The organism is Arthrobacter sp. FW305-BF8 (genome assembly GCF_021789315.1).
Taxonomy (GTDB): domain Bacteria; phylum Actinomycetota; class Actinomycetes; order Actinomycetales; family Micrococcaceae; genus Arthrobacter.
In genome coordinates this window covers 104,132-131,097 of record NZ_CP084562.1, presented here as the reverse complement: position 1 = coordinate 131,097, position 26,966 = coordinate 104,132, and the positions used below count along the sequence as shown (strand labels likewise).

18 protein-coding genes, 1 pseudogene and 1 riboswitch are annotated in these 26,966 nt (G+C 65.5%); of the genes and pseudogenes, 11 read left to right on the top strand and 8 right to left on the bottom strand.

Annotation, left to right across the window (positions count from 1 at the left end):
- Window positions 1–223 precede the first annotated feature (223 nt).
- Window positions 224–568 (top strand): ArsR/SmtB family transcription factor, encoded by a 345-nt coding sequence (locus LFT45_RS22905; protein ID WP_236809720.1) that lies wholly within the window; start codon window positions 224–226, stop codon window positions 566–568.
- A gap of 467 nt (window positions 569–1,035) precedes the next feature.
- On the opposite strand, the gene LFT45_RS22895 is transcribed toward LFT45_RS22905, so the two are convergent.
- From LFT45_RS22895 to LFT45_RS22875, 4 genes are all read right to left on the bottom strand, one after another.
- Window positions 1,036–1,620: a DUF3105 domain-containing protein gene (locus tag LFT45_RS22895; RefSeq protein ID WP_236809716.1), complete on the bottom strand. Its 585-nt coding sequence runs from the start codon at window positions 1,618–1,620 to the stop codon at window positions 1,036–1,038.
- A 76-nt stretch (window positions 1,621–1,696) separates the two neighbouring features.
- Window positions 1,697–2,386: a DUF305 domain-containing protein gene (locus LFT45_RS22890; RefSeq protein ID WP_236809714.1), complete on the bottom strand. Its 690-nt coding sequence runs from the start codon at window positions 2,384–2,386 to the stop codon at window positions 1,697–1,699.
- An 849-nt stretch (window positions 2,387–3,235) separates the two neighbouring features.
- Window positions 3,236–4,213: a cytochrome c oxidase assembly protein gene (locus tag LFT45_RS22880; RefSeq protein WP_236809712.1), complete on the bottom strand. Its 978-nt coding sequence runs from the start codon at window positions 4,211–4,213 to the stop codon at window positions 3,236–3,238.
- Window positions 4,214–4,258: 45 nt separating this feature from the next.
- Window positions 4,259–4,681, bottom strand: coding sequence for an ArsR/SmtB family transcription factor (locus tag LFT45_RS22875; RefSeq protein WP_272912850.1), 423 nt, complete (start codon window positions 4,679–4,681; stop codon window positions 4,259–4,261).
- Window positions 4,682–4,889: 208 nt separating this feature from the next.
- On the opposite strand from LFT45_RS22875, the gene LFT45_RS22870 reads away from it, so the two are divergent.
- From LFT45_RS22870 to LFT45_RS22855, 4 genes are all read left to right on the top strand, one after another.
- Entirely contained in the window at window positions 4,890–6,983 is a 2,094-nt protein-coding gene (locus LFT45_RS22870; RefSeq protein WP_236809711.1) for a cytochrome c oxidase assembly protein, read from the top strand.
- Window positions 6,984–7,175: 192 nt separating this feature from the next.
- Window positions 7,176–8,093, top strand: coding sequence for a cation diffusion facilitator family transporter (locus LFT45_RS22865; protein WP_236809710.1), 918 nt, complete (start codon window positions 7,176–7,178; stop codon window positions 8,091–8,093).
- The gene (locus LFT45_RS22860) at window positions 8,093–8,800 is read left to right on the top strand and encodes a DsbA family protein (RefSeq protein ID WP_236809709.1); all 708 of its coding nucleotides are present in this window, start codon (window positions 8,093–8,095) and stop codon (window positions 8,798–8,800) included. Before LFT45_RS22865 ends, LFT45_RS22860 begins: the two co-directional genes overlap by 1 nt.
- A gap of 96 nt (window positions 8,801–8,896) precedes the next feature.
- On the top strand, window positions 8,897–9,511 hold the full coding sequence (locus LFT45_RS22855; RefSeq protein ID WP_236809708.1) for a copper resistance CopC family protein: 615 nt from the start codon (window positions 8,897–8,899) through the stop codon (window positions 9,509–9,511).
- A 45-nt stretch (window positions 9,512–9,556) separates the two neighbouring features.
- Here LFT45_RS22855 and LFT45_RS22850 read toward each other — a convergent pair whose 3' ends face one another.
- Both LFT45_RS22850 and LFT45_RS22845 read right to left on the bottom strand, forming a co-directional pair.
- Complete coding sequence (locus LFT45_RS22850; protein WP_236809707.1) at window positions 9,557–10,018, bottom strand: hypothetical protein; 462 nt, start codon at window positions 10,016–10,018, stop codon at window positions 9,557–9,559.
- 154 nt (window positions 10,019–10,172) lie between these two features.
- The gene (locus LFT45_RS22845) at window positions 10,173–10,973 is read right to left on the bottom strand and encodes an NlpC/P60 family protein (RefSeq protein ID WP_236809706.1); all 801 of its coding nucleotides are present in this window, start codon (window positions 10,971–10,973) and stop codon (window positions 10,173–10,175) included.
- 4 nt (window positions 10,974–10,977) lie between these two features.
- Window positions 10,978–11,155, bottom strand: a riboswitch (cyclic di-AMP (ydaO/yuaA leader).
- A gap of 1,113 nt (window positions 11,156–12,268) precedes the next feature.
- Here LFT45_RS22845 and LFT45_RS22840 point away from each other — a divergent pair.
- The 5 genes from LFT45_RS22840 (at window position 12,269) to LFT45_RS22820 (ending at window position 20,672) form a co-directional block, all read left to right on the top strand.
- A complete protein-coding gene (locus LFT45_RS22840; RefSeq protein ID WP_236809704.1) occupies window positions 12,269–14,194 on the top strand; it encodes a cytochrome c oxidase assembly protein in 1,926 nt (641 codons plus the stop codon).
- Window positions 14,195–14,529: 335 nt separating this feature from the next.
- Window positions 14,530–15,171, top strand: a complete 642-nt coding sequence (locus tag LFT45_RS22835; RefSeq protein ID WP_236809702.1) for a hypothetical protein — start codon at window positions 14,530–14,532, stop codon at window positions 15,169–15,171.
- Between the two features lie 447 nt (window positions 15,172–15,618).
- Window positions 15,619–17,946, top strand: coding sequence for a SulP family inorganic anion transporter (locus tag LFT45_RS22830; RefSeq protein WP_236809700.1), 2,328 nt, complete (start codon window positions 15,619–15,621; stop codon window positions 17,944–17,946).
- A 1,419-nt stretch (window positions 17,947–19,365) separates the two neighbouring features.
- Window positions 19,366–20,085 (top strand): ZIP family metal transporter, encoded by a 720-nt coding sequence (locus LFT45_RS22825; RefSeq protein ID WP_236809699.1) that lies wholly within the window; start codon window positions 19,366–19,368, stop codon window positions 20,083–20,085.
- Between the two features lie 149 nt (window positions 20,086–20,234).
- On the top strand, window positions 20,235–20,672 hold the full coding sequence (locus LFT45_RS22820; RefSeq protein ID WP_236809698.1) for a hypothetical protein: 438 nt from the start codon (window positions 20,235–20,237) through the stop codon (window positions 20,670–20,672).
- A gap of 400 nt (window positions 20,673–21,072) precedes the next feature.
- Here the strand turns inward: LFT45_RS22820 and LFT45_RS22815 are convergent, their stop codons facing one another.
- Together LFT45_RS22815 and LFT45_RS22810 are read right to left on the bottom strand one after the other, a co-directional pair.
- Window positions 21,073–24,177, bottom strand: coding sequence for a Pls/PosA family non-ribosomal peptide synthetase (locus LFT45_RS22815; protein WP_236809729.1), 3,105 nt, complete (start codon window positions 24,175–24,177; stop codon window positions 21,073–21,075).
- Between the two features lie 176 nt (window positions 24,178–24,353).
- Window positions 24,354–24,605: pseudogene (locus LFT45_RS22810) on the bottom strand (pyridoxal-phosphate dependent enzyme); the annotation flags it as partial.
- 1,277 nt (window positions 24,606–25,882) lie between these two features.
- Here LFT45_RS22810 and LFT45_RS22805 point away from each other — a divergent pair.
- Window positions 25,883–26,740, top strand: a complete 858-nt coding sequence (locus LFT45_RS22805) for a hypothetical protein (protein ID WP_236809697.1) — start codon at window positions 25,883–25,885, stop codon at window positions 26,738–26,740.
- The last annotated feature ends 226 nt before the right edge of the window (window positions 26,741–26,966 follow it).

The following is a 26,966-nucleotide window of genomic DNA, read 5'->3' as shown; positions in this document are numbered from 1 at the left end:
GAATCGGGCGGGAGGAAAGGGGCCTGTCCAGTGGCGTCTCCCCGGGCCGGGCGCCGGGGCAACCCAGGCGCAGCAGCCGTGACGATGAGGAGGATGCTCTTCTGGACCGGCTCGGCCTCTGATCGCCGCGCCTCTGGTCCGCACGGCGCCGCAGTGATTCGCCAAGCGAGGAGGGAAGTCTCCTTTTGCCCTCAATACACGGTGGGATGTGTACCGTGGAGGGATGGAAACCCTCCCCCATGCGCCCGTGCTGGCGCAGGCACCGGTGCTGGCGCGGTTCGGCCATGCGATTTCGGACCCCACCCGGGCGAGGATACTGCTGGCCCTGGCCGCGGCGCCGGCATACCCCTCCGACCTTGCCGACGCATGGGGAGTGTCCCGGCAGAACATGTCCAACCACCTCACGTGCCTGCGCGGCTGCGGGCTGGTGGTGGCCGTCCCGGATGGGCGGCGTAACCGTTACGAGCTCGTGGACGGGCGGCTGGGCTCTGCCATTACGGACCTGATCGGTGTTGTGCTCGCTGTGGATCCGGCCTGCTGTGCTCCGGACGGGCGGTGCCTGGCATGAGCGTGGCAGGCCTTGAATTCTGCCGCTCCCGCCTCGAGGTCCTCCGCCGGCGCATCGGGCTTTTAGCGGCCGCGACGGAGCACCTATAACGTCACTGAAGCGGCGGCCGCACTACGGCGGGCGGAGTGGCCGATGCATCTGCTCTGACCGGTTTCGGGCCGGATTCGGTCATCGAGGTGGCCTCGGCAGTTGCCCTGTCATGGCAGTTCGCCTAAAAGGTTCGAACACCGAGCGCTGATCTGCGGATCAGCGCTGTCTCGTTTTTCGCGCTGGCCTGGCCGTCGTCCGCAGGCACATCCGCGCCGTGAACATCGGTGGCGGGCTCATGCTCATGGTGCTGGGCATTCTGATGGTTTCCCGCAGCGGGGTCCGGTGGATCTACCGGATCCAGAACCTGGCAGGCACCTTCATCACCCGGGTTTAGCGCACCCCTGCCGGTACAGCGCGCGCAGCGGCTGCCCGCCGTTCTAGCCCGGGACGCCCCCGGTGCAGGCGGCGCCGGGCTCTGGGGTTTGCGGGCCCTGCACGTATTTTTTGATGAAGGCCGGGAGCCGGCCGTCACCGCTGCTGTTCACGGCGAGCTGCTTTCCCCAGGCCGTGGCCACGACGGGCGAGGACTGGTCTTTGACGGGGCTGAGCAGGAGGTACTCCTGCCCGCCAGCCAGGGCTGTCAGCTGATCAATGTCGCCCTTGGGCAGGTCGGGCCGGTAGGAGAGCCACACGGCGCCGTGTTCAAGTGAATGCACGGCCCGCGTCTGCTTGACCGGGGCCGTGTAGATGCCGCAGTTCGTCCACACCGGGGCATGATCCCCGCCAGTGGCAGGGGTGCGGGGGTAGCTGACCTCCTCACCCGTATGGTTCCTGGACTGGTCCGGGAAATCCTGCTCACCCTCCACGGGCCGGGCCGCTTCGGCCCTGGCCTGCTCGCGCTGCTGCACCTCACCGACGACGACGAACGCCACCGCCGCCACGAGGGAGAGGACCAGGGCTGCCCCGGACCCGTAAATCAGCCAGGCTTTCCGCCTGTCTGCTGCGCGCTGTTTAGCCTTCATCGCCTGGAGGATGGCTTTGCGTTCCTCGGGGGTTTTCCTGGGGGAGGGCACTGTTTGTCGCTTTCTTGGGAGGGGGTCAGAGTCTGCCGCGCAGCTCTTCGAGGGCGTTGATTTCTGCTGTCTGGGCTTTAACGATTCCGGCTGCCAAATTCTTCACTTTTGCCGTCTGGGCCAAACGGGTCGCGGCCGTTGCCATGGCGACACCGCCTTGGTGGTGGCGGATCATGAGGTCCGTGAAGAGCCTGTCCGCCGCGGCTCCGGCGGATGCGCGCAGGCCCTGCATCTGGGCCGGCGTGGCCATGCCCTCCATGAGGCGCGCTGCCTCCTTGTTCCGGCCTCCGGGTGAAAGCGTGGTGCCGTGCCCGGCTGTTCCCGGCCCCATCCATGCCATCGGCTCCTGAGACCTGGCCTGGGGCAGGCCCCAGTCCCGGAGCCAGGCGAACATCTGGCCGTTCTGATGCTGCTGGGTTGTGGCGATGTCGTAGGCAATCGCCCGGATCTCTGCATTCGCGGATTTGTCCCGGATGATGAGGGCCATTTCCACGGCCTGGGCGTGGTGGGCCTGCATGTCACGGGAGAATCCCGCATCCGGTCCTGTATCTGAGACGGATTCCCGTTCCGCAGGCAGCCGGCCGAGGCCGAAGGACACGAGCGCAGTGAGCAGGACCACGGCGGCGAAGACCACCCACCGCGTCCTGGCCCGGGCGGGGGCGTCCGGACCCGAGGGGGCGGTGCTCCCCTTGGCCGGCGTCATTTGAGGATCCATACCGGCATCCATCTGGCGGGTTCACCGGCAGCCATTGGCCAGCTCATCACAGCGCAGGTGGCGGGATGATGGTCGCACAGGGTCCTTTCCGCTACTTCACAAACAACAGGTCCTTGGTGGACCAGGGGTGCTCGCCGTTGCCTGGTGAATGCTTCCCGGCTGGCACCGGCCCAGGCCGGTGCCAGGACCAGCGGCTGCCCGTGATTCAGGCAGGCCGGCCCGATACCGTTCGGCAGGGCCTGCCCGGGAGGTTCAGTACACCACTTGCTGAATCAGACAGTAGCCGGAACAGTGCCGCGGGGACAATTCGCCTGATTCCCCCCGACAGGCGCCTTGCGGCTGTTTGGGCTCCGGGGCCCTCTCGCCCTTTCATCACGTCTGTGAATATGTTCATCCACGCTGGCCCGCAGGGCGCCCCGCGCCGCCGGACCTTCCCCGGGCTCGGCGCCGCGGCACTGGTTCTGGCAGGATGCGGGGAAGAGGGCGGGCTGGCGGCGCAGGCGTGTACCGGGGACAACAAGAACTACATCGCCGGGGACGGGTCGGTCAACGAATACCCTCCGGCGAACCGCGGCCCCGCGGTCTCCGTGAGGGGGCGGCTGTCCAGCGGCGAAACGGGTCCTCCGCTGACTGGGCAGGCAAGGTTGCGGTCCTTAATCATCCCGGCTTTGATGACAGCTACAGCGTCGTTCTGCTGGCCACGACCCAGTACGTCCCGCCCCGGGCGGTGCCGGCCACGCTCGTCCTGGATCCCCAGGGCAGGGTCAGCGCACGGATTCTCTGGGGATCTCGCGCAAGAGCATGCTCAAGGCGCTGATCACTTCAGCAGCAACGGCCTGATCCGGCCGCTCAAACCCCGCTACGCGGCCGCTCGGGCCGGTCGGCGAGGCGCTGAAGGTAATCATTGTATGCATCGAGTTCCGGCGTGCCCGCCTGAGCGGCCGCGCGGTCGGCCCGCACCCAGCCGCGGGCCTCATCGCGCTGCCAGCGGACCAGGATGAACATCAGCAACAGCACCCCCGGCAGCTCCCCATAGGACCAGGCCAGGCCGCCGGCCACGCCCTGGTCCTGCATCGGATCAACATTCCAGGCCGCTGGCGGGGTGGCGAAGAAGGAGACCATGGGGGCGGTCGCCATCATGATCACCACACCGAAAAACGCGTGCAGCGGCATTTCGGCAAAGATGTCCACCAGCCTGCCGAAATGCGTCTGCCGGGCCGGCAGCGGGTCAGCGGAAATCAGCGGAACGGTGAACAGGATACCGGCCAGCAGGAACAGCAGCTCCAGCCCGACATGGCCGTACCAGTTCGGCAGCAGCAGGTCGGCCAGCCCCGAGAAGTACACGCCGTAGAAGCTGAGCAGGAACAGCGGAACCATGAAAGCCGGGTGGATCGCCAGCCGTCCCCAGCGGGAGCGAAGGCCCCAGATCGCGGCCCTCAGGACCGGCCGGCCGATGCGGTGGTGCGGGGTGGCCCGCAGCAGCAGGGTTCCGGGCGAGCCGATGACCAGCAGCGGCGGCACCGCCATCATCAAGGTCAGCTGCTGGAACATGAAAATCGAGAACATCTTCAGCCCATAGCCCTCAATGCCGGCCCCCATGACGACGATGACCGCCAGACACCCGGCCAGGAACGAGAGCGTGCGCACAACGGGCCAGCCCCGCCCGCTCCGCCACATTTTCGCCGCTCCGGCCAGATAACAGAGCGCTGCCAGAGCCATGAGGACAGGGATGAGGGGCACGGGCTGCAGGTTCGGGGCAAGGTATTCCGCCAGTGAAGGGGGCAGGGACGGGAGCCAGACCGGCCCGGTGATCCCGGAATCAGACACGACCTGACCCCGCTCTTCGATTGCGGCGACGGGCGGGGTCGGCTGCTATCGGGTGCCGGCGATTTGTAGCCGCTCCTGGCCGGTATGACCGACGTGGGTCAGTCCCAGATCCAGCAGCATCCTGACATGCGCGTCCGCCAGAGAGTAGTAGGCCATCCGGCCGGCGCGGCGCACCGCCACCACCCGGGGGCCCCGCAGCAGCCGCAGCGCATGGGAGACGGCCGATTCGCTGAGGCCCGTCGTGGCCGCCAGGTCGCAGACGCACATCTCGCCTTCGAGCAGGGCAATGAGAATCCGGACCCGGCCCGGATCCGAGAGCAGCCCGAAAACGACCGCAAGGTCCGCTACCTCCCCGTTCGCCGGCATCCGTGATTTGACCGACGCAACCCTGTCCGCGTCGACCAGCCGCACGCTGCACTCGCTTTGCGGGCCCGCCATGGTCACCGGAGCCTGTGTGATTCCGCTCATTCATAAAGGCTACCTTCACCTGCTAATGCTTCGCATTTACTTCGCTGCCGTCCCGCCCGGGTACCTACTAGGCCGCAACCTGTGGGCTCCGGCACCGATTGTCGTCTGAACAACTCTACAGATAATCTAGGGAGGTGCCGGTTTAGACGGCGCGGCCTGCCCGGCACTAACTCCTGGACCAGGTCCCGGCCGTCGCGAAGGACTGACTGTGGCTCTCAAAGCCCCCGCTGCCACTGGGAACGCGGCAGTATTGCCCAGAACCCGGTGGCTGGCCGTGGCCGTGGCGGTCGCGCTCACCGTGGTCCTGGCCGCTACCGCCTTCGGCCAGGGAACCCTGGAAGCCGAAGTCCGGGATCCCGGAGCAGTGGTGCGCTGGGGTTACGGGGTGGCCCAGATTCTCCAAAACCTTTCAGCCGCGGCAACCATTGGAGCGCTCGTTTTCGCGGCGTTCATCGTCCCGCCCAGCAGTCAGCGCCGCCGACGCAGTCCTTCGGGCGCCGCGGTGCCTGTCGTTGCCGGGAACGAGCACCCGGCGTTCACGAGGATCATGGCCCTGGCCGCGGTCTCGGCCGTCCTGTGGACTGCTGCAGCCACAGCCGTTCTGGTCTTCAGTTTCGCCGACATCGCCGGCATCCCCGTCAGCGGCAGCCCGGAGTTCACAACCCAGCTTACGTTTTACATGACCGACCTGCCCTCCGGCAGGGCGTGGCTGGCAGTGGTTATCGTCTCTGCACTGGTGGCGACGCTGGCCTTCTCCGTCAGGTCAGCTGCGGGGCTGGCAGCCACCGCACTGCTGTCCCTGGCAGGGCTGCTCCCGGTCGTCCTGATCGGGCACGCCGCCGGCGGCAACGATCACGAACAGGCCATCAACTCCCTGGCCCTGCACCTGCTCGGGGTCTGCCTGTGGGTCGGCGGGATTATCGCCCTGACGGTCGCGGGAACCTCCCTTGGCAAGGACACCGCCGATGTCCTGCGGCGGTTCTCCACGTTGGCCGGCTTTGCCTTCATCCTGGTCGTCGGCTCCGGGGTCATCAACGCGGCTATCCGGCTCGAATCCCCCGCAGCGCTGGCATCCCCCTACGGCGTGCTGCTCGGGGCCAAAACCGCCGCGGCGCTGGTCCTGGGCGGCATCGGGCTGCTGCACCGCAGAAAACTCATTCCTGCACTTGGCGCCACAACAAAGCATGGAACGCCCGGGCGGTGGCTGCTGTGGCGGTTCATCGTGGCTGAACTGCTGATCATGGCCGCGGCCAGCGGTCTCGCCGCAGCCCTGAGCCGAACACCTCCCCCCGGCGGGCAAGAGGTCAGGCCGGCCCTGACACCGGCTGAAATCCTCACCGGCTATCCCCTGCCGCCCGAGCTCACCGCGCAGACCTGGTTTACGGTGTGGCGTCCTGACTGGCTGTGGATCGCCATCGCCCTTGCCGCGGCGTACCTCTACCTCCGCGCGGCCATACGCCTGAGGCGGCGCGGGGACACCTGGCCGTGGCTGAGGGTGATCATGTGGTTCATCGGACTGGCCGCCCTGGTCTTCTTCACCTCCGGCGGGCCCTCGGTCTACGGCCGCGTGCTGTTCAGCGCGCACATGCTCGACCATATGGCCCTGACGATGATTGCCCCCGTCTTCCTCGTGCTCGGCGCCCCGGTGACGCTGGCGCTCAGGACACTGCGGCCACGCCATGACGGATCCAGGGGTCCCCGGGAATGGCTCCTGATCCTGGTCCACTCCCGGGCGGCTGCGGTGGTGACACATCCGCTGTTCGTTGCGGCAAACTTCGCCGGGTCCATCATCCTCTTCTACTACTCCGACGCCTTCGGCTTTGCCCTGCGCGAGCATGCCGGGCATGAACTGATGACGGTGCACTTTGTGATCACCGGGTACCTGTTCGTCCTGTCCATGATCGGAACGGACCCGGCGCCGCGCCGGGCGCCGTTCCCGCTGCGGCTGCTGCTGCTGCTGGCCACCATGGCCTTCCACGCCTTCTTCGGTGTGACGTTGATGGGATCGACAACCCTGATCCAGCCCGACTGGTTCACTGCCCTGGGCCGGGACTGGGGATTGCCTGCACTGGAAGACCAGCAAAAAGCCGGGGCAATCACGTGGGGAATCGGAGAGGTCCCCACGCTTCTGCTCGCCATCGGAGTTGCGGTCATGTGGTCCCGCTCGGACGCGCGTGAAACCCGCAGGCTCGACCGCGCGGCAGACCGGAACAACGACGCTGACCTGGACGCCTACAACGCCATGCTCGCCCGGCTCGGACACCGTGACAGCCCCCCGCCGGGACGGAACGGCAATGGCTGAGAACTCCAGGACCGAACGCTTCCTGCCCCACGCCTCCCCGGCCGGCGCAGCCGTCCGGCCGCTCCGCCTGCCCCCGGAGATCCTGAGGCAGCCACCACCGGTTCGTGCAATGCCTGCCGGGCTGCCCGGAACGAGCCACCGGACCCCGACCCATCCAAGCACTGCTACTACCTATACCTCGGAGGCGCGCCCATGAGCGGACACGACCACTCCCACGGCGGCGACGCTGCCGGCAACCGTGGCAAGCTGATCATCGTCTTTTCGATCACGTTCGCGGTGATGGTCGCCGAGATCATCGGCTCCGTGCTCACCGGCAGCCTGGCGCTGCTGGCGGACGCCGGGCACATGTTCACCGACTCGGCCGGGCTGCTGATCGCACTGATCGCCGCGTCGCTGGCGCTGAAACCGGCCACGCTGAAGCGCACCTGGGGATACAGGCGGGCCGAGATCGTCGCCGCCGCCGGGCAGGCGGCCCTGCTGCTGGGCGTGGGCGGCTTCGTCATCGTCGAAGGCATCCGCCGGCTCTTCGAGCCCCCGGAGGTGGGCGGATCCACGATGCTGTGGTTCGGCATTATCGGCCTGGCCGGCAACGCCATCGGCCTGATCGTGCTCGCTTCGGGCCGGCACCATAACTTCAACATGAGGGCGGCGTTCCTCGAGGTCCTCAACGATGCCCTCGGCTCGGTCGCCGTGATCGCCGCCGCGGTCATCATCGCCCTCACCGGCTGGACCCGGGCAGACGCCGTCGTGTCCCTGCTGATCGGCGCTTTGATCATTCCCCGCACCCTGAAGCTGCTGCGCGAGACCACCGATGTGCTGATGGAAAACGTGCCCCGCGGCCTGGACCTGGCCAGGGTCCGTGAACACATCCTGGCCCTGCCCCATGTGATCGACGTCCACGACCTGCACGCCTCCCTCGTCGGTTCCGGAACCCCGGTCCTCTCGGCCCACGTCACCGTCCAGGATCACTGCATGCGTGACGGACACGCCGCGTCCATCCTCGCGGACCTGCAGCGCTGCGTCGCCGAAGACTTCGACGTCAGCGTCGAACATTCCACCTTCCAGATCGAACCCGCCGCCCACCGAGACCAGGAAAGCATGCCCCACTGATGACACCAGCACCGACCGCCCCCACACCCCCAGATCCCCGGAAACCTGCCGGCACGGCCAGGAAAGTCCGCCTCGTGCTGTGGACACTGCTCGCCTTCATCGCCGTCGCCGGAGTGATCGGGTACGCCGTCGTCACGGCCACCAAACCCGCCCCCACCGCCGCGGCGCCGGCCGCCGACGCCCAGCTCGTCCGCGAGGACAGCCACGCGATCACCACACCGGCGACAGAGAAAGCACAGCTCGTGGAGTTCCTGGACTTCGAATGCGAGTCCTGCCGGGCGGCCTACCCCCTCGTCGAAAAGCTGAAAAAGGAATACGGGGACCGGATCACCTTCGTCCACCGTTACTTCCCCATCCCCTCCCACCGCAATTCCGGCACCGCCGCCCTCGCCGCGGAAGCCGCCGCCCAGCAGGGCAAGTACGAGCAAATGGTCGCTAAACTGTTCAACACCCAGCCGCAGTGGGGCGAAAAACAGGACTCCCAGGCCGCCCTGTTCCGTTCTTTCGCGCAGGAACTCGGCCTGGACCTGGCCAAGTACGACGCTGCCGTCGCCGACGAGGCAACGAAGGACCGGATCCGCAAAGACATCGCCGACGGCAAGGCACTCGGTGTTTCCGGGACGCCGACGTTCTTCCTCAACGGCGAAAAACTCACCCTGGACACCGAAGAACAGTTCCGCCAGTTGCTCGCGGACGCCGCCAAATAGGGGATACTGGCCTGTTCCAAGCCAGAGCCGGGTGGAAACCGGGCCAAGGGCATCCAGGCCTCCCCGCTCCCTGTCACCAATGGAAGATCAAAACTGATGAAACAACATCCCAGTCCAGGTTTTCGGGCGCTTCTCCGGCTGGCCGCTGCGCTGGCCACCCTGGTGTCCGCGTCTGTTGTGGCTGCGCCGGCCATGGCGCACGATAGCCTGTCATCGACTGCGCCGGCGCAGGATTCGGTAATCACCGCGGCGCCCGCAACGGTGTCCCTGACGCTGTCGGAACCTCCCATTAATTCCGAGAGCCTGAGCCTTAGTGTCATCACGGTCAAAGACGGCGGCGGAAAAACGGTCAGCAACGGGAAGGTGACCGTGGATGGGCCCAGGTTATCGACCGCTGTTGCCACCGGGAGCCCCGGGAAGCATACCGTCCTGTGGCGGGCCGTGTCCTCCGACGGTCACCCGATCGAAGGAACATTCTCCTTCACGGTGAAGCCCCCCGCTTCCGTGGCCACGGCGCCAGCGGCTTCAGCCGCACCATCTCCGGCCACGGAGACTGCGGCCCCGACAGCAGGCGCCACCACCCCTGAGCGGGTGGCGCCGCCGGATAACAGCAATGCCCCGCTGACACTGGCCATCGCGGGGGCGCTTCTGGCCCTCGCGATTGGCGCAACCGTTTTCTTCCGCAGGCGTCACCGGAACGACAGCGTCTGATCCGGGAAGCGGCCGGTCCCGTTGAAGCGGGACCGGCCGCTTCCGTCAGGGCCGTCCGGTGACGGCGGCCTGGCCCCGGCGGCCGCGGACTGTTCTGAGAACAACGCCCCCGACCGAGGCGCAGGCCATCACGATGAAACAGGCGACGCCGGCGTTGAACAGCACGGGGGTGAACCAGGGCAGCGGAGCTGATGAGTCAGCCGCCGTGATCAGCGACGCCCAGTAGCCGGCAGAACAGGCAATCCAGAGGGTCCCGGCAGCCGCTGCCGCCCAGGACAGTTTGGAGAACCACGGCCCGGTGGCACGGTAGGAGAACGCCACGGCGATCAGCACAACGCCGGCCGCCGCCAGCAGCTGCGCGCCCAGCAGGTACGGCCCCCCGACAAGCCCGACCGGGATGGCGAGGCCGCCGAGGAGGATCAGACGGCGGGCACCCAGCGGCATCCTGGCCGCGGCGGGGGCCGCCACCGGGTGTGACTGCGGGCGGCCTGGGGATTCAACTGGCACTTCTTGTCCTAACGTCCCGGCAAGGGGTGTGGGGCCGTTCTGCGCTGCGGAACGGTCGGGTGGGCAGGCACCAGATCCCGGACCAGAACAGGCTGAGGGCCGGTGAGCCGCAGCCCCCAAGGCAGCGGCTCACCGGCCCACAGTATCGGGCGCTCTACGCGCCCGGGCGGACGAACGTGACCGGGCCGGTCGCGGTCAGCCAGGACAATGGATGAACAATGGTCTCGTTGACACCGTTCATGCCCCCGCTGAGGACCTTCCCGCCGCCCACGTAGATACCCACGTGTCCGGGCTGGACCACCATGTCCCCGGGCTGAGGGGTGCCGACGACGCTGCCGTAGTTCATGAACTGCATCGGGGCAAGGTCACCGACGGGGATGCCGGCTGCTCCCAGAGCTTTTTCGACCATGGCTGTGCAGTCCTGGGTGATGCCCAGCTGCGCATAGGCAGCAGATACCATCGCCGCGTTGACGCCCGCCGCCGCGGGGGCAGGGGCCGGCGCGGCCTTGGCCTGCACGGACACTACAGGCTGTGCCGGCGCCTGGGCTGCAGCTGCGGGCTGAACCTGGACGGGCGCAGCGGCAGGCTCAACCGCAGCCGCCTGAGGCTCAACGGCCGGGGCAGCCTCAGGGGCCTGGTCAACAACGGGGGCAGGCGTGGAGCTGACGGCCGGGCGCTCGAAGGAGATCCGGACATTCGAGCCTGCGCTGACTGCTCCGGAAGCCGGGGCGGCCGCTTCCGGAGCCGCGGCCGGCACCGCTTCCGGCTGAGCCGGGGCGGCCGCGGCGTTGGCAGCAATACCGCTGGTCAGCACGAGGCCGGACGCCGCGGCGATCACGGCCGCCTGGCGTCCCATGGTGCCCGTGTTGGTCGAGACTGCGGATGAGATGGCGGCGAGCCGGCTGGTCCGTGTGGGGGTTGCGCGATGGCGCGCGACAGCTTGACGTGAAGACATGACAAAGGCCTCTCCCAGAGCCTGCGGGGTTAGCTGTCGGATTCGGATGGGAGACACCCGGCCGCACGAACACCCCGCATGAGTGCGGAGGTGGCGCGCGGCTTCACCCCAAGGCCTGCTTAGCGAGCAGGCCGCATAGTGGTTTCCCCGTCTCTGCCGGACGATGTATGCGAACGAATCCCGGGCAGCGGCAGAGTTAGGCAATCTGCACGGGAGTGCCCGCTATCGGAGAGCACAGGCACGCGCTACACGATAGCGTGTATCCACGGCCATGTCACATTAGGGTAACGCCCGTTTCTGCGCCGGCCGACAAGCCCGGGCGCTTCCCCTTTTGCAGAAGCGCCTCCCGGGCGCGGCTGTTGACTAACGCCATTCCGATGCGGGAGCACGGATAGCGGAGCCCGCGTAAATGCAGATCAGTTAAATCCCCGCGCGCCTTCCTGGATGGGCCCGGCGATGCGGGTCCACGCCAGAGGCTGCCAGAACAACCAGCGCCGTGATGCCGAGATCGAACAGCGCGGCGGAGAATTCAGGGAGGGACGGGGAGAGGATGCTCAACCAGAACATCGTTGTAGAGGCTGCCCACGCACCCCCGCAGAGGGACGCGAGCCACCGCTTCCCAACCATTCGGCGAGAAGCGAGCATCCCGCCAAGGCCGATGAGCGCGATGAATCCCAGGTAGAACAGGACCGTGGCAAATGAGGCCGATGATGAGCGCCCATCGGCGTGAGCGAGGACGCTCACCCAGTAGGCAACCGTTGCCGCGATCCACGCTGCACCCGCGGCGGCCGTCAGTGAGACCCTGCTGGCGGACCCTGTGCGCGCCGTCCGTACGAGGGCCAGCAAAATGAGGTAGGTAAGGTAACAATCTGCATGATCGTGAAGAAATGCCCGCTTGCAAGGCCAACGGCACCGCACAGCACGCCGGTGAGGACCAGGCCCGGTGTGGAGAGCGGCTGCCTGCGTGTCGAACCGCGGGCAGCCGCTGCCGCACGGTGCTGATCTCCCGTTCCAGCGCCGGCCGTCATGATGCTCTGGCCTTCCCGGTCTGCTTCATGCTGGTTTCGCGGGAGCGGCAGTGTCGGGCTGGTTGCGCCCTCCTGGTGCTCCCTCACACACCCCACGCTCCCAACGGAACCTTGGGGAAACCTGCAGATCTGCGGGGGCGGTCCTGCGGGGGCCACCATGCAAGGATTTTCCAAGGCGTGGCCGCCAGTCTTGGACCAGCACCGGCGCCGATCCCCCTCACGCAACGGCACGCCTGTCCGGCAGCAGCGGTGCCGGAGGAGGACGTCATGTCGATCGTGATGCGGTTCGGCTCGGCCGCGGTACTGCTTATCGCCGGAGTGCTGGCACTGGTATGGGCATACAGGTACGGTGGCGGCGCCGACGCGGGCGCGGTGGATCTGACTGGCCCGGTGGTGCGGTGGGGCCTGCCGGCGACCAAGCTCGTCCTGAATGTCGCCGCCGCGTGCACAGTGGGTCCCCTCGTGTTGGCCGCGTTCGCCTTGCCTGCCCGGGAGCCGGCCCGCAAAGCGGCACTGCGGCTCGCCGGCTGGTCCGCGGTCCTCTGGTCCGCCAGCGCTTTCGTCTACACCGGTGCAAACTTTCTGTTCATCGCAAACCGGCCGGTCTCGGCAGGTTTCGATGCGGCTTTCATCGTGTACCTGACCACCATTGATGCCGGCCGGGCAGGGATTCTCACCGCCGCGGCGGCAGCCGCAGTTGCGTGGTGCTGTTTCCGGCTGGTCAGTCCGGGAGCTCTCGCCGGCACGGTGCTGCTGGCGTTTTCGGGGCTCGTGCCGCTCGTGCTGAAGTCGCATGCGGCTGGCGGGGGCGGCCACGCTGACACTACCGCAGGGGTTGTTGTGCACTCCTGGGCGGCGGCTGTGTGGGTAGGCGGGCTTGTGGCCCTGGTGCTCCTGCGCCCCCTGCTGCCCGGAACCCGGCTCGCAACGGCCGTACGGCGGTACTCGACGCTGGCTCTGGTGTGTTTCATCAGCCTGGCAGGGTCCGGTGTGCTGGCCGCCCTGGCGCAGATCAACACCCCGGCCGATGTGCTCAGCCCCTACGGGGTCATCGTCGCCGTGAAGACGGGGGCCTTCCTGATCCTGGGGCTTTTCGGTGCACTTCACCGCCGCCGTGTCCTGGCCAGGCTCGACCGGGATCCGCACGCGCGGCGGAGCTTCACGGTCCTGGCCATAACGGAGCTCGCCGTCATGGGGGCTGCCTCCGGCCTGGCTGCAGCCCTGGCCCGGACCGAAACTCCGGCCGGGGCGGGCGCGACGGGGACGCCGCTTCCGGGGCCCGGCTTCTGGGAATACCTGTCACGGTTGTCGGTGGATCCTCTCTGGGCGCTGGCATGCGGCTTCGCTGCCTTTTTCTATCTGGCCGGTATCCGACGGCTTCGGACAGATCGCAGGCGTTGGCCGCTGCACCGCACGGTTTCCTGGATAGCCGGAGTGGCTCTCCTCTTCGCAGTGACCAACGGCGGTCTGCGGATCTCTCAGGAATCTTTTTTCAACTCCCAGGTTCTGGCCCAGATGACGCTGTCCGCCCTCGTCCCGCTGCTGCTCGTCGTGGCGTGTCCGCTGACCCTGGCACGGCTGACCATCAGGAGCAGAACAGACGGCAGCATAGGCGTGAGGGAATTTTTGAACGGCACCGTCCAGCGCCTGGTCATCGCGCCAGCCTCGGACCCGATCGGCGCCGCCTGCGCGCTGGCTGTTGCACTGTTCGTCCTCTACTCCACGCCCCTGCTGGAATGGTCAGCCAGCGGACAAATCGCCTATGCGGCTGCCGCCGGGATCGCCCTGCTGTCAGGATGCCTGTTCACGTCGGCCCTCTTGGGGGCAGGCGCCGGCAGCGGAAAGCACTCGTCCGCCAACCTTGCACTGGCCGGCGCCGCCGTCCTGTATGCGGTCCATGGATGGCGGTCCGGAATCCGGGACCTCGGGGCGAACATCTCCGGGAACGACCCGGGCGCCGCGCCTTTTTACGGCGCTCCTTGGGAGAGTCCGGCGGCCATGACGATCTGGTCTGTTGCAGCATTAACCCTTTGCATTATCGCTAGGGTCGTCGCTGCCCGCCGGCGCTCAGGTTCCGCACCCGGGCCGTCCGGTCAACCAGAAGGGGATGGAGATGCGGGCCCCACCGTTCCGGGGAGAGATAACCCGAAATATGCGAGGCGCGCCGGATCTGGCCCACTCATCCGGAGGTAGCGGCAAAGTCCTGGATGAACCTTGACAATCTGACCACAAGTGCAGAACGCACGTCGGGCGGAACTTCGGCATGGAGTGGAAGGATCTCCCGGTCCTTTTCACCCGTCCCGGTTCATGCTTGCTGGACGCATTGGGCAGTTCGATTCAGGAGCCTCCCTGCTGAGGGCACGGCCCGAACCCGTCATGCACATCGATGACGGCGATGACCGGTTGGCAGGGGGCGAGGCGAAGGCGACGGTGAGGTTGATGCGTCCGCACCCGGGGGGCAGTGGTTTCTGGCTGTTCGATCAGGTTGTTTGGCCTAATGGATCAAGCCGTAGCGGGATAATGAGGCAATGGCCAAGACACGCGCCCAGCGCATCAAAAAGCACGGCAGCAAAGCGGCGCTACCAGACCAGCAGCTGCCACCGGCGATCATGAAACCCACGACCACCCGGTCACCGCAGAAGGCGGAGGGCAACAGCAACCTGATCGTCATTGCCGGCGTCGTGGCCAGCCTTTTCCTGTTCTGGTACCTCCACCTGCTCACACTGAATCAAATGACCCAACTGTCCGGCGGGCTGGCGATGCCCGATTCCCTCATGGGTGGTTTCTCCACCGAGTACGTTGGACAGCTGCGCGCCGTCATGGACGACGACGCCCGCGGCCAGCTCAGCTACATCCACAAGACCGCCGGGACCCTGTTTCCACTGATTTTCGGCTTCAGCTGGCTCCTGCTGATCGGCACACGGGTGCCCGTCAAGACCCTGCGGTGGGCGTTGTGGGCGCCTCCGATGCTGTTCGTCCTCATCCGGCTAGGGGCAAACTTCGCCGTTGACGCGGCACTGACCCCGTCAACCCCCGACACCGGCACAGTGACTCTCGCGTCCATCCTCACTGTTGCGGGCTGGGTGCTTCTCCTACTGAGCCTGATAACGGGAGGGGCAGCCGTGCTGGTGGGGCGCCGGGACCTGCCTCGGAGCCCCGGGCTGCCATAACCCGTTGGGGGCCACCCATCGTTAGTCATAGCAGCCGTTCCGGCCGCGCGCCGCAGCCATCGGTGGAGACGGCGGACACTCTCCTGGCAGGCAACGGCACTCCGGGAACGGACAGGATGCCCGCTCGGGCCGACGGCAGGATCCTTGGCGTGCGGCCCGTGGGCCGGCCGTGCGGCAGGTACGTACACTTTGACGCTGGAATGCGAGAGGGCGGGGGGGGAAGGCCTTTCTGGCCAGGGACCCCTGCGGCATTTGAGTCCCGCCGCCATGGCAACTTCATTCCCAACATTCGCCCCCACCCTCGCGTTCCTTCTGCGATGGCGGTGCTCGGCGCGCGAATAATCACAGGGGCCCCGCTGGTCACAGGAAACACTCAGGTCCCGGACATCCCGTTGTTACCTTGCCGTTATACGTTGCAAGGGACCACTGCCTCCGTAGAAGGAAATCATGGCCCAACCGACTGAGAAGTCAACTACCCTCGCCCCGTCCCCCGCAGCGCATGGTCCGGCAGCTCCGCCCGGGCCCGCCGGTCCGCCCCGGGGCAGGGCATTCCTGGATGGCCTCCGGGCTGATGCTCCGGCTTCGCTGGTGGTGTTCCTGGTTGCCCTGCCGCTGTCGCTCGGTATCGCCGCGGCTTCCGGCGCACCTGTCATGGCGGGCCTGATCGCAGCCGCGGTTGGCGGCATCGTGGCCGGCGCTCTGGGAGGCTCTCCCCTTCAGGTGAGCGGGCCGGCGGCAGGCCTGACGGTCGTCGTGGCCGGGCTCGTTGACGAGTTCGGCTGGGCGGCGACGTGCGCGATCACGGCCGCGGCCGGCATCGTGCAGCTACTGCTGGGTCTCAGCCGGGCGGGGCGGGTTGCGCTGGCGGTCTCCCCGGTAGTGGTCCGTGCAATGCTCGCCGGCATCGGAGTCACCATTGTCCTGCAGCAACTCCAAGTCCTGCTCGGTTCAAAGCCTGCCGGCTCACCGCTGGAAAACCTTGCCCGGCTTCCCGAAGCGATCACCAGGGTGGAACTGCACTCTGCACTGCTGGGCCTGCTGGTCATCGGGCTGCTCGTGGCATGGAGGCACCTGCCGTCAGCAATCCGGAAGGTGCCCGGGCCCTTGGTCGCCGTCGTGGCCGGCACGGCTGTCTCTATTGCGGTCGCTCCAGGGGTTGAGCGGATCACTCTTTCCGGATCGGTGTTCGATGCCGTGGCGTTGCCCCAGATGCCCGGCGGGAGCTGGGCCACAGCTGCCATGGCGGTCGTTTCGGTGGCGCTGATCGCCAGCATCGAATCGCTCCTGTCAGCGGTGGCGGTGGACAAGATGCACACCGGTCCCCGCACGAACCTGAACCGCGAACTGATGGGTCAGGGCTCGGCGAACCTTATTTCCGGGTTGCTTGGCGGGCTCCCGGTGACCGGAGTGATCGTGCGAAGCGCCACCAACGTGGAGGCCGGCGCCCGGACCCGGAAGTCGGCGGTGCTCCACGGTGTCTGGGTGCTGGTGTTCTCTGCCCTGTTCGCCGGGCTGATCCAGCTGATCCCGCTGACTGTGCTGGCCGGGCTGCTGATCGTGATCGGCACCCGCCTGGTCAAGATCGCGGACATCAGGACCAGCCTGCGCACCGGAGAGATAATGGTCTACTCCGTGACGCTCCTGTGTGTGATCATCCTCAACCTCCTGGAAGGCGTCATGATCGGCCTGGCAGTGGCTGCCGTGTTTGTGTTGTGGCGTGTGCTTCGCGCGTCGATCCAGGCGCTGCCCTCACCCTCCGGCCCGGACGGCCTCTGGCGCGTCAGCATCGCCGGTTCCTGCAGTTTCTTCGCGCTGCCCCGGCTGAACAGGGTGCTGCACTCGGTTCCCGAAAGCGCGGACGTACTGGTAGAGCTCAGCGCGGACTATGTGGATCATGCCTTTCACGAGGCCCTGGTCGCCTGGAAGAAGCAGCACACCGCGACCGGAGGATCCGTCCTCATCGAAGAGCATGGAAACACGGCATTCCAGGATGCAGTCGACAACACCCCCCAACGCCAGGAGGCACTGGAACTTCCGCTGCAGCCCAGGGCAAGCCGGCAGCCTGACGGCATTGACGACGTCGAGCGACTCCGTCTGCGCTCCATCCTTCTGGGCGTCGACAAATACCACCGCCGCCATGCGGACAAGGTACTCCCGCTCATTCAGGACCTCGCGGAGGGTCAAAATCCCGACACCCTGTTCGTGGCCTGCGTGGACTCACGGGTCAACCCCAACCTGATTACCAGCAGCGGCCCCGGTGACCTGCTGACCCTGCGCAACATCGGCAACGTCGTGTGCAACGCCGGAGAGGATGCCTCCATTGAGTCGGCCCTGTCCTTCGCACTGACCGGGCTGCGCGTGGAGTCGATCGTGATCTGTGGCCACTCAAACTGCGGCGCCATGAAGGCCGTCATCGCAAACGCCGGATCCGGCGGTAATCCGGACGAACCCGGCTTGGGCGAAGCCTTCAATACCTGGCTCGACCATGCCCGGCCGAGTCATCAAGAGATGATGGACGGGCACCCCGTGGCTGCCGCAGCTGCTGCGGCAGGCTACAGTCAGCTGGACCAGCTGGGCATGGTCAACGTGGCCGTGCAGCTGCGAAAACTTGAAGACCACCCCCTGGCTGGCCCCGCACTGGCGAAAGGCCAACTGCAAGCCACGGGACTGTTCTTTGACATCGCAACAGCCCGCGTAGTCCTCATCACCACCGACGGAATCCAGCACCTCGACGGAGCAGCACCGTTGTCCCGAACAACCCTTCATGAGTGTTAAAGCCCGGATCCGAAGCGGCATGCGGTAAGGGTGAAAGGCCCGAAGATCGGGTCCGGCCGCCCGATGGTTCTCCCAACGCCGACATGTCCAGCGACCAGATCCAGAGCCTTCGTTCCGGTCAACTAATACGGTGGTGCAGGTCAACGGTTAGTGGCACTCTTAGCGGGCTCTACCCAGATCGACTCGCCAGCGGCCGGTCCAGGGCCAATCTCATGGCCGCATATGACTGCTGGTTGACAGCAGCGAATATGTCGGTGCGCAGAGTGGCGGTTCTTGTCAGATTCAGAAATCGATCCGCAATTCGCCCTTGGCCGTGGACGGCCGTTGGGGGGGCAGGCAAATGCCGGTGTCGCAGGCGAACCTGAGGCGTCCCATGTCTCTCTGATTGTATGGGTGCATGGATGCGAACGATCATACTGCTGAGCCGTTGGCCTGGGTGGGAGAGCCTGCAGCCGAGGCAGGAAGTGGAAGTCCGGGAACCAAGCCAAGCCGCCGGATCAGGTGTCACCTGACCTGACGCTGATGGCTCGGTCGTGTGCGGCTCCATGGGCAGTCTCCGCGCAGGATGTTCCTGAAAGGAGACCCACGAGTTATCCTCCCGGAGGTTTCTGACGCGTTCTAGCGCAGCTGGTTTCGCTAGGCGCTCTGCGTGCGTGAGGAGCCCGCCGGCCACGGTCCTTGGGTGAATGGACTCGCTGGCATGCCGGTCACGCGCAATGTTGGGGTGGCTTGTGAAAAAGTGACGCTAAGCTTTTTGTCGATTCGCCGTGCGACCCCAGAGAAGGGAGACGCCCCCATATTTTTCCAGCTTGGGCCGCTCAGATGGCTTGGTGATGTGCAGGGGAAACTCCAAGGCGAGAGTGCGGTTGATGCTCCTGCAGGAACGGGAGGCCGGGCATTGTTGAAGGCGTGCGCATCACACCAGTTCAGACGCAGCTAAAAGTAGCGTCCCTGCCGGTTGTTCTGGCTGTGGTTCACGGCGGAACGAGGCGCCTGATGGGCAGATTTCTGCCTCATTGGACCGGCTGTGACCCGGGCGATGGTCGGCCCTCGCCGGGGCGGTGTCAGGGACGCGGGGCGGTTTTGTTGACCCGTCGTGCACGTCTAAGGCTAGGGCCTTGGTGGTGGTGCGGTGATGACTGAGAGCGACAGGGTCTGATCCGGCCCGCCTTAAACCGCCTGTCTGAACCTGACGGCTACTGGTGGGAGTCTGCATTTACCCTTGCTCGGTCATGCAGGGGGTGGGTGCCCAGGCCCTTGGCGTGGCTATGGGGAAAACCTGCCTGGCTGGTTCTTTCTTCTCCGGGCGGTCCTGTATAGCGTGGCGGGAGCACGAAGTCCTGTGGGATTTGATCGGTTCCGGTGAATCGGAAAGGTTCGCTTCGTCGGGTAGGAGTCGGGGATGAAAGGGGTGCCGGTGTGAATCTCGTGACCCAGTCGTTATTGCTGGTTGGTTTTCCTGTCGCTGCGGCCGTCCTGGGCTCAATCGTTGCGGCGTTCAGGCCGCCGGGCCTGAAACTCTCCAGTGCAATCCAGCATTTCGCTGCCGGTGTGGTGCTGGCTGCGTTGGCCGGGGAGGTGCTGCCGGATTTACGGGCCGAAGGAAATCTAGGGTTCGCAACTGCCGGTTTCGCGGGAGGAACGGCTGTGATGCTCACGTTGGGCGCGCTCGGTCGGAAAATAGACAGGGCATCCCCGGTGACCGGTTCCCTGCCTGCAGGCCTGCTCGTGGCCGTCGGAATCGATCTTCTTTTGGACGGACTGCTCGTTGGGTTGGGAACGGTTCTGGGTGCCAGGCAGGCGCTGATCCTGACGATCGCCCTCACCATCGAAATCCTCTTTCTGGCTTTGTCCCTGACCGTCGGGCTCAAGGGCAGGGGTCTGTCGGGTGTGCGTGCTGGGTCTATAAGCAGCGCACTCGGGCTCCTGACGGCAGTCGGCGCGGTCGGCGGCGCCTTCTTCCTAGGTGGCGCCAGCGGCGAGGTGCTGGCTCTGGTATTGGCTTTTGGTGCCGCTACGCTGTTGTATTTGACGGTGGAGGAGCTGCTGACCGAGGCACACGAGCAGGAAGAGACGGTGCTCCTGGGCGCGACGTTCTTCCTCGGATTCCTCGTCATCTACGTCCTCGGCGCCCTTTAAAGACGGGCTGCGGGATGATGACGGGCTTCGGGACCGGTCACCCCGGGACTGTTGAAAAGGCCAAAAACCGGGAAATTGAGCCATCAGCTGTTATCTGATCAAATAACGGCTTGGTGGGTGCCGGAGCCGATCGCCGGTAAATTAGGGGGATGCTCCAGCTTTCTTCTCAGTTTCTGCGCGCCCTTTCCTGTGTGGCCGCCGCCGCTGCCCTGGTGGCCGTCTCCGGCTGTGCCGGGCAGGTCTCGGTGGGCAACGCTGACGTCCCCGCGTGGCAGGCTACCGCGCTTCCCGCTGGCTCGGGAATCGTGGCGGCGGACGCCGGTAAAATCCTCAATAGGCAGCCGGTGGTTCAGACGAAGGACGTGCAAGCAGGCACCTACATGTTGACGCTGGTGTGCGAAGGCGTCGGCAAGGCCTTCCTGACGGTGCGCTCGGCCGGCAACGACCTGGTGGAACTGGGGGCAGCCTGCAACGGCGCGAAGGAGACAACCAAGGTCAGCGTTACCGACCCGGGACCACTGGAATTACGTGCGTCCAGTGTGGATGCGCCCCTGCTCTACACCTACCAACTGGCGGCAGCCCGGTAGAGACCAATCCTGTCATTTCCGCCGATAACCGGCGCGACGCTGTGATTATGGCAGTTTGTTTTGGGACCGGGGTTTGAAGCTTCTTGTACACCGGGAATGTAGAACCCAGCTGCCGACATTCATGGAAGGACAAGATCAGGCAAGGCCACTGTCGTACCATTCCACCGCGACCACGAGGGCCCGGGACGGAAGTGATCTTCCCCATCCAGCATGCGGGACAGTGTCCGCACAGCCTGGCGCACGTCCTCGGGCACAGCCACTTCGATCCGCCCCTGACCCGGCTTCCGCTCCTGCGTCCACCTGGGAACCGCAGTCGGCGCGGCACCCGCGGGGGTGGTCCGGTCTTTGCCCGGGCCCGAGCTGTCGGCGGCGGTGCGGCAGGTCAAGGCAGTGGTGGTGGTCATGATACGGGCCTTTCCAGCACGAGGGGGGACGTGGCGGCGGCTCGGGCCTCTTCGGCCGGGTTGCCACCCCACACGGTTCCCCGGGGGAGGGTCGTCCCCTTCATCACGAAGGAGTCGGTGGCGACGACGGCACCGTCTTCTGCGGTCACACCGTAGTGGACAAGGCAGCCGACGCCGAGCGTGACGCCGTCCCCAATGATGCTGCGATCGGTCTTGAACATTCCGTCCTCCTGGGAATGGCACTGCACCGCGGAGCCGGCGTTCAGTGTGCAGCGGGAGCCGATCGTCACCAGGCTCCGCTCGGGGAACGCGCATCCATCGTCGAACACCCGGGACCCGATCCGCACGCCCAGCAGACGCCAGAGCAGCGGCTTGAACGGCGTCCCGTCGAGGATGGTCATGTACCGGCTCTGGATCTGCAGCTTCCAGTACCGCTCGTGCCACCAGAAGTATGGGTTGTAGATGGAGCAGAGCTGGGGCTGAAGTCCCCGGGACCGCGTCACGATGTGTTCGATGCCGCTGGGGACGAGCAAGCCGACCAGGAGCATCACGACGAAGGACGCGCTAAAGGCAAGGAAACCGAATTGGTCGGACAGTTCGAGAGCGGCGAACATGATGATCATGGCCAGCGAGATGTTGAGCCACCGCACCAGCATCACGAGGGCCATCGTGCGCAGGTTGTGCCTGTTCTTGGCTGCCAGGTCCCGACGGAAGTGCGCACGGTTCCTATGTTCCTCGGGGAGGGCGTCCCGGAGGACCGAGCGGGGGATCTCGAACGGCGGCGATCCGAGCAAACCCACGTCATGGCGCACCGGTCCGTCGATGGGGACCGCCACCATGGTCGCGAGCAGGCAGTTGTCCCCGGTTTTCGCCCCGGCCGGGTAGAAAACGCCGTTGCCAAGGAAGTTGTGCGCGCCGATCGCCGCCCGACTGACCTTGAACGACGTCGGCGAGTACTCGGCGTTCATAAACGACACCCCGTCGGCGATCATCGTGCCAGTGCCGATCGACGAAAGGAAAGGGTTGTCGTGCTTGAACACCGTGCCCATGTTCGAGCCTGTCTGCTGGACCTGCCCCAGGTCGTACCCGATGGCCCGCAGGTAGTTTACGACGTATGAGCTGTCGCCGAACAACCCTCCAAGCATGGGACTGTTGGTCAACTTCGTCACCGCCCGCGCCGCCGCGTCACGCAGTCCGAACAGCGGATACACCGTGTCGGGCTTCAGAGCGAGGTTGAGCAGCCGCGGCACGGTCGTGGCGATGACCAACGCGGCGACCGTTCCACCGAAGACGGTCAGGCCGGCGAGGGCAACAGCGTGGGCGTAGAAGGACCAGTCAGTGAACGCCAACGGCTGCGCCTCCAACAGCGCCGCCACGCGCGGCAACGCCAGGACGGCCAGGGCGATGGTTATGGTCAGCATGGCCCGGCCCAACCCGAGCGCACTCAAGAACTGGGTGAAGGCGAACCATCCCCGGCGCCAGGGCCGGTAGGGCGTGGCCTCCACCGTGCGGAAATCCGCCTCCGTGCGCCTGCCCGGCGTACCGTGCCAGCGCTCGTCCCCGGGCACGGCCTGGCCGGCGTACAAACTGGAGCGGTGGCCCAACTGCGAGCCGTCTCCCATAGCCGTGTTAATGTCCAGGATGCTGCCCTCGCCGACGACCACGTCACGGCCCAGCGTCACCGCACCGAACTGAATGACGCCGCCGTGGGCCCGGTAGCCGTTGAAGACCACATCCTGGCGGATCACCGTCCCCTCCCCGATGGTGAGCAGGTCGGTGCAGACCGGCAGGCGTTTGGTCAGGATCGTCACGTTGCGGCCCACCTTTGCACCCATGGCGCGCAGGTAGAAGGTTGTCAGCGGGGAACCGGCCATCAGCGAGAGGGGCGAGGTTCGCATCAGGGTCTTGACCAGCCAGAACCGGAAGTAGGCCAGGCTCCAGATATGGATCTCCTGGGGCCGGAAGCGCCCGAGGACGAGCCACTTCGCGGCCACCGGCAGGATGCACAGCAGCACGAACACCATTGCGGCGAAGCCGATCGACCGCAGGTAGATCTCCCAGACGGCCATTCCTTGGTTGCCTGGACCGGCGTTCGGGAACTCCCACTGGTAGCCCACGACCGCGAGCCAGCCAGCGAGGAGGCAGTAGCCGAGGTAGACGAGCACCTGCAGGGCGCCGCAGGCGACATACTCCCATGTCCGCGCGTCCATGGGTGCCGGAGCCTCCGGCACTGAAGCCGCGACCGGCGAGGGCTCCGCCTCCTTGTCCGGCTGCGGGGAAACCTGCAGGGCCGCTGCCAGTGCGAAGATATTCGGGTTGCTGTAGATCTCCTTCATGGATACCTGGGGCAGGTCCGGCTGCTTGCGCACCCGGGCGCAGAACTTTGCCATGACCAGCGAGTCCGCGCCCAGGTCCTGGAAGAAGTCATCGCCCACCGCGACCTGCTCGATGCCGAGCACGCCGGCGAGCACCCCGGCCAGCCGTTCCTGCACCTGCACCTGTGCCGTCGCCTCTTCCGCCGGTGCCAGGGCCGCGGCCAGCGCCGCGATCGTTGGGTTCTGGTAGATGTCCTTGATCGACACCACTGGCAGGTCCGGCAGCTTTCGCACCCGGGCGCAGAACCGCGCCATCACCAGCGAGTCCGCGCCCAGGTCCTGGAAGAAATCGGCTTCCACTGGCACATGCTCAATGTCCAGCACGCCGGCGAGCACCTCCGCCAACCGTTCCTGCACCTGTACCTGTGCCGTCGCCTCTTCCGCCGGTGCCAGGGCCGCGGCCAGCGCCGAGATCGTTGGGTTCTGGTAGATGTCCTTGATCGACACGGCAGGCAGGTCCGGCTGCTTGCGCACGTGGGCGCAGAACTGCGCCATCACCAGCGAGTCCGCGCCCAGTTCGTAGAAGAAGTTGGCGTCCACGGAGACATCATCCCTTTTCACCACCGATGCGAGAAGATCCGCCAGCCGGCGCTCCAAGGCGACGGCCGTACCCGTGGCCGGAGTGGCTGGTGAGCCGTTCCCGGCCGGAGCCGTGGTTGTCTCAGGAATGGGGGGATTGATGGGAGATGTGGAACGCGGAGCGCCCTGCAGGTTGTCGAGACGCATTTTCACTGCAGGAAATTCCCTAGTGCGGCTGTGGCGACATAACCGGCCACGGGTACGCGTGCCGGGTGCTGTGGCTCCGACACCGGGCGGGGACGGCCCATGTCCGGGGAGATGGCCACCGCCGTTAGGTCCCGGGCGTCGTGGTCGGCGAGCCAAGACATGGCGCCGTGAACCGCCTTGCTGGCGGCGATCATGCTCAGCGCGACGTCGAGGTTGCCCGAGGAGGACTCCACAAGGACGGAGCCGGGGCAGATCAGCCCCTCCCGCTCGGCGCGCTCGACCACCTCCCGCGCTGGTTTGAGCTTGATTGAGCTGCCAGCGAAATTGAACACCTCGTTCTTCAGATACAGGGGGCAGCCCAGCACCCCTATCAGGTCGACGAACAGGCTCTGCTCGTTAAACAGGTGCGGATCCTTGATAAGCGGCATGTTTTCCCTCGTTCCCCTGCCGCAAGCTTGGTCAGGGTTTGGGGGCTGTTCCTGCCAGCTTGCGGATTAAGGGTGGCGGACATCTTCGTCCGGACCAGTATCACTTTTCAAGAAGAGCCGCGCAGAGCGGCACGAACGGAACACTGCGGTCACCGCTATTTTCCCCAGCAGCGAATATCCGGCTTCCCCACCGCAAATAATCCGAGATGCAGTCGAGGCTTCAAACCTTTGGTTCGACAGTAGACAGGTTTCGTAGCCCAACACAACCACTTCGAGTACCTGCATCCAGGCCCGTGTGAGTACCTACTTACTCGCACGCGCGCCGCCCCCGCGCAGAGTCATAGTCGGCTCTTGTCAAAGTTCCGGACCGCGCACATGAGGCGGTACCTTTCAACCATGGACGCGTTCCGCTCGAAGCGATGACCGCGAAGGACCACAGCAGGAGCCCGATTTGCTGTGTCCTCATGTTTCTGGCGGCGTATTCGGCACCTGCGGGACGCCTTCGCGGTACCCGAGTCGCGTTTCTCGGCCCCCATGCTGCAGTGGCCGTTGCGGGTTCCGGTGGTCACGAATTCAGTATCAGAAGTTGTGCTTTGCTTCTTGAAGTGGTCCCTTGCGGGCGGAAGTTGCTGGCGGCTGGAGCCGAAGGGCCTCGGAAAATCCCCTGCAAAACGCTGGCTGTCCGCCCAAAATGCGGGGTGCCATCCGCGTAGGGCGTTCAAGTTTGGTCGTGATGCCGTCAGGGCACACGAGTCTGTCATTGAGAACCACACCCCAACCTGACGTCAGGTGATAGGCCAACTGGCGTCAGAATAAGGTCCAATTCCTCTTTTACTGACAACGGCTCGCGGAAGTCTTTGATGCCAACCTGACACTGGCACCTGTATGGGTCTGCTGTTGCAGTGCTGCTCGGTTGCCGTTCACCGTCTCTAACATGTCGTTCCTAGGCTGTTCAGCCAATCGAAGACTTCTGAGCGTCGTGACCGAGAGCCCGAAGTCTTTCGCGATCTGCGCCAGTGGCGCCTCGCCTTTCCGGGCCACATCAATAACGTCGTGACGGAACTCCGCCCCATACGGCGTGCGCGTGGTCAACATCCTTCCACGAGCACAAGCCCGCTGGGTCAGGGAGTCAACAAAACCGGGGGCAGTCCCATTTGGCGTCCTCAGCTCTCGAACGGCGCCTGGCAGCGGGCAACGATATGGAGCAGGATAAAAACCGGGGGGGCTGTATTTACCCGTCGACGCCGTTCGTCGTAAGAGTGTTCTAGGCTCTACTCATGGCTAATATTCCTGCTCCCAGGGCTTCCGCAATCGCTCAGCTAATCACGGAGTCGGAGGAGCTGGAAGAGCGAATGGCTTCCCTTCAAGAGGGCGAAGCTCCCCATCCCAAAGATGTCGGTTCTGTTCGGGCTGACTACCGCGTGTGGCATAGCAGAGCCAGTCGCGTCCTGCCGCCGGACATTAGAAAGAGGTTTGACGAGCAACGGGACGGCAGCATGGTCAAGCCCGGGATCTACCGCTTCCTGAGCGAGCCTCGGACTGAATCAGTACTGAAGGCAGCTGATGGATCATTTCCCTTGGGCCAGCGCTGGCAATACCCTTTCGCCAATGTCCGCAGCCGGCTGGAAAAGCAACGAAGTCTCCTAGCTGACGTCGAACCCGAAGAATCACCAGCTGCACTCGTAGCAGCGGATCTGGCAAAGGTCCTAAGGCGTTTCCCCGACTTCATTCAGGTTTTGCAACAGCGCCGGCCGGAATGGCCAATCGGAGAGGCATTAAAGGATGAGCGGGAGCTGCAGGTCCTGATAGAAGCCCTGCTGCGGACTCTCTTCGACGATGTCAGACCTGAAGATTATACCCCTTCGAGGGGAGGCGCGAACTCCAGAGTCGACTTCGTTCTGCCCGAGGTAGGGGTGGTCGTCGAGACCAAGATGACCAGAGAGAGCATGAGCGCAAAAAAGCTAGGTGAAGAGCTTTTAGTTGACGCAGGGCGTTACCCCGCGCATCCTAACTGTGAGGCCATCGTCGCTTACGTCTACGATCCAGACAAGCGTCTGCAAAACCCCAGAGGTATCGAACGCGATCTGACACAAACGACCGCAACGGGCATCTCATTTTTCTGTGCCATCTCCTGACTCAGCGGTGCTCCTGAAATCCGAGACCAACCTTTAGGGAACTCAATACGCCAGCCTTGCGGTGGCTCAGGCCAGGAGGACATACCCAGCCCCCTTATGGAGCTAGCGGACCCGGCCTAGCGCAACCCGGGGGATTACATAAGCGGCCCCGCTTTAATGTCTTGCGGAGTCCCGGAAAACGCAGGTTTTCCGCATTTTATCCGGCAGGCTTCTTGAGCGACAGGAT

Excerpts from the sequence above, each read along its gene's own strand:
- LFT45_RS22905 (WP_236809720.1), top strand. The coding sequence starts at position 224 with ATGGAAACCCTCCCCCATGCGCCCGTGCTGGCGCAGGCACCGGTGCTG.
- LFT45_RS22895 (WP_236809716.1), bottom strand. The coding sequence starts at position 1,620 with ATGAAGGCTAAACAGCGCGCAGCAGACAGGCGGAAAGCCTGGCTGATT.
- LFT45_RS22890 (WP_236809714.1), bottom strand. The coding sequence starts at position 2,386 with ATGGATCCTCAAATGACGCCGGCCAAGGGGAGCACCGCCCCCTCGGGT.
- LFT45_RS22875 (WP_272912850.1), bottom strand. The coding sequence starts at position 4,681 with ATGAGCGGAATCACACAGGCTCCGGTGACCATGGCGGGCCCGCAAAGC.
- LFT45_RS22865 (WP_236809710.1), top strand. The coding sequence starts at position 7,176 with ATGAGCGGACACGACCACTCCCACGGCGGCGACGCTGCCGGCAACCGT.
- LFT45_RS22860 (WP_236809709.1), top strand. The coding sequence starts at position 8,093 with ATGACACCAGCACCGACCGCCCCCACACCCCCAGATCCCCGGAAACCT.
- LFT45_RS22855 (WP_236809708.1), top strand. The coding sequence starts at position 8,897 with ATGAAACAACATCCCAGTCCAGGTTTTCGGGCGCTTCTCCGGCTGGCC.
- LFT45_RS22845 (WP_236809706.1), bottom strand. The coding sequence starts at position 10,973 with ATGTCTTCACGTCAAGCTGTCGCGCGCCATCGCGCAACCCCCACACGG.
- LFT45_RS22840 (WP_236809704.1), top strand. The coding sequence starts at position 12,269 with ATGTCGATCGTGATGCGGTTCGGCTCGGCCGCGGTACTGCTTATCGCC.
- LFT45_RS22835 (WP_236809702.1), top strand. The coding sequence starts at position 14,530 with ATGGCCAAGACACGCGCCCAGCGCATCAAAAAGCACGGCAGCAAAGCG.
- LFT45_RS22830 (WP_236809700.1), top strand. The coding sequence starts at position 15,619 with ATGGCCCAACCGACTGAGAAGTCAACTACCCTCGCCCCGTCCCCCGCA.
- LFT45_RS22820 (WP_236809698.1), top strand. The coding sequence starts at position 20,235 with ATGCTCCAGCTTTCTTCTCAGTTTCTGCGCGCCCTTTCCTGTGTGGCC.
- LFT45_RS22815 (WP_236809729.1), bottom strand. The coding sequence starts at position 24,177 with ATGCGTCTCGACAACCTGCAGGGCGCTCCGCGTTCCACATCTCCCATC.
- LFT45_RS22805 (WP_236809697.1), top strand. The coding sequence starts at position 25,883 with ATGGCTAATATTCCTGCTCCCAGGGCTTCCGCAATCGCTCAGCTAATC.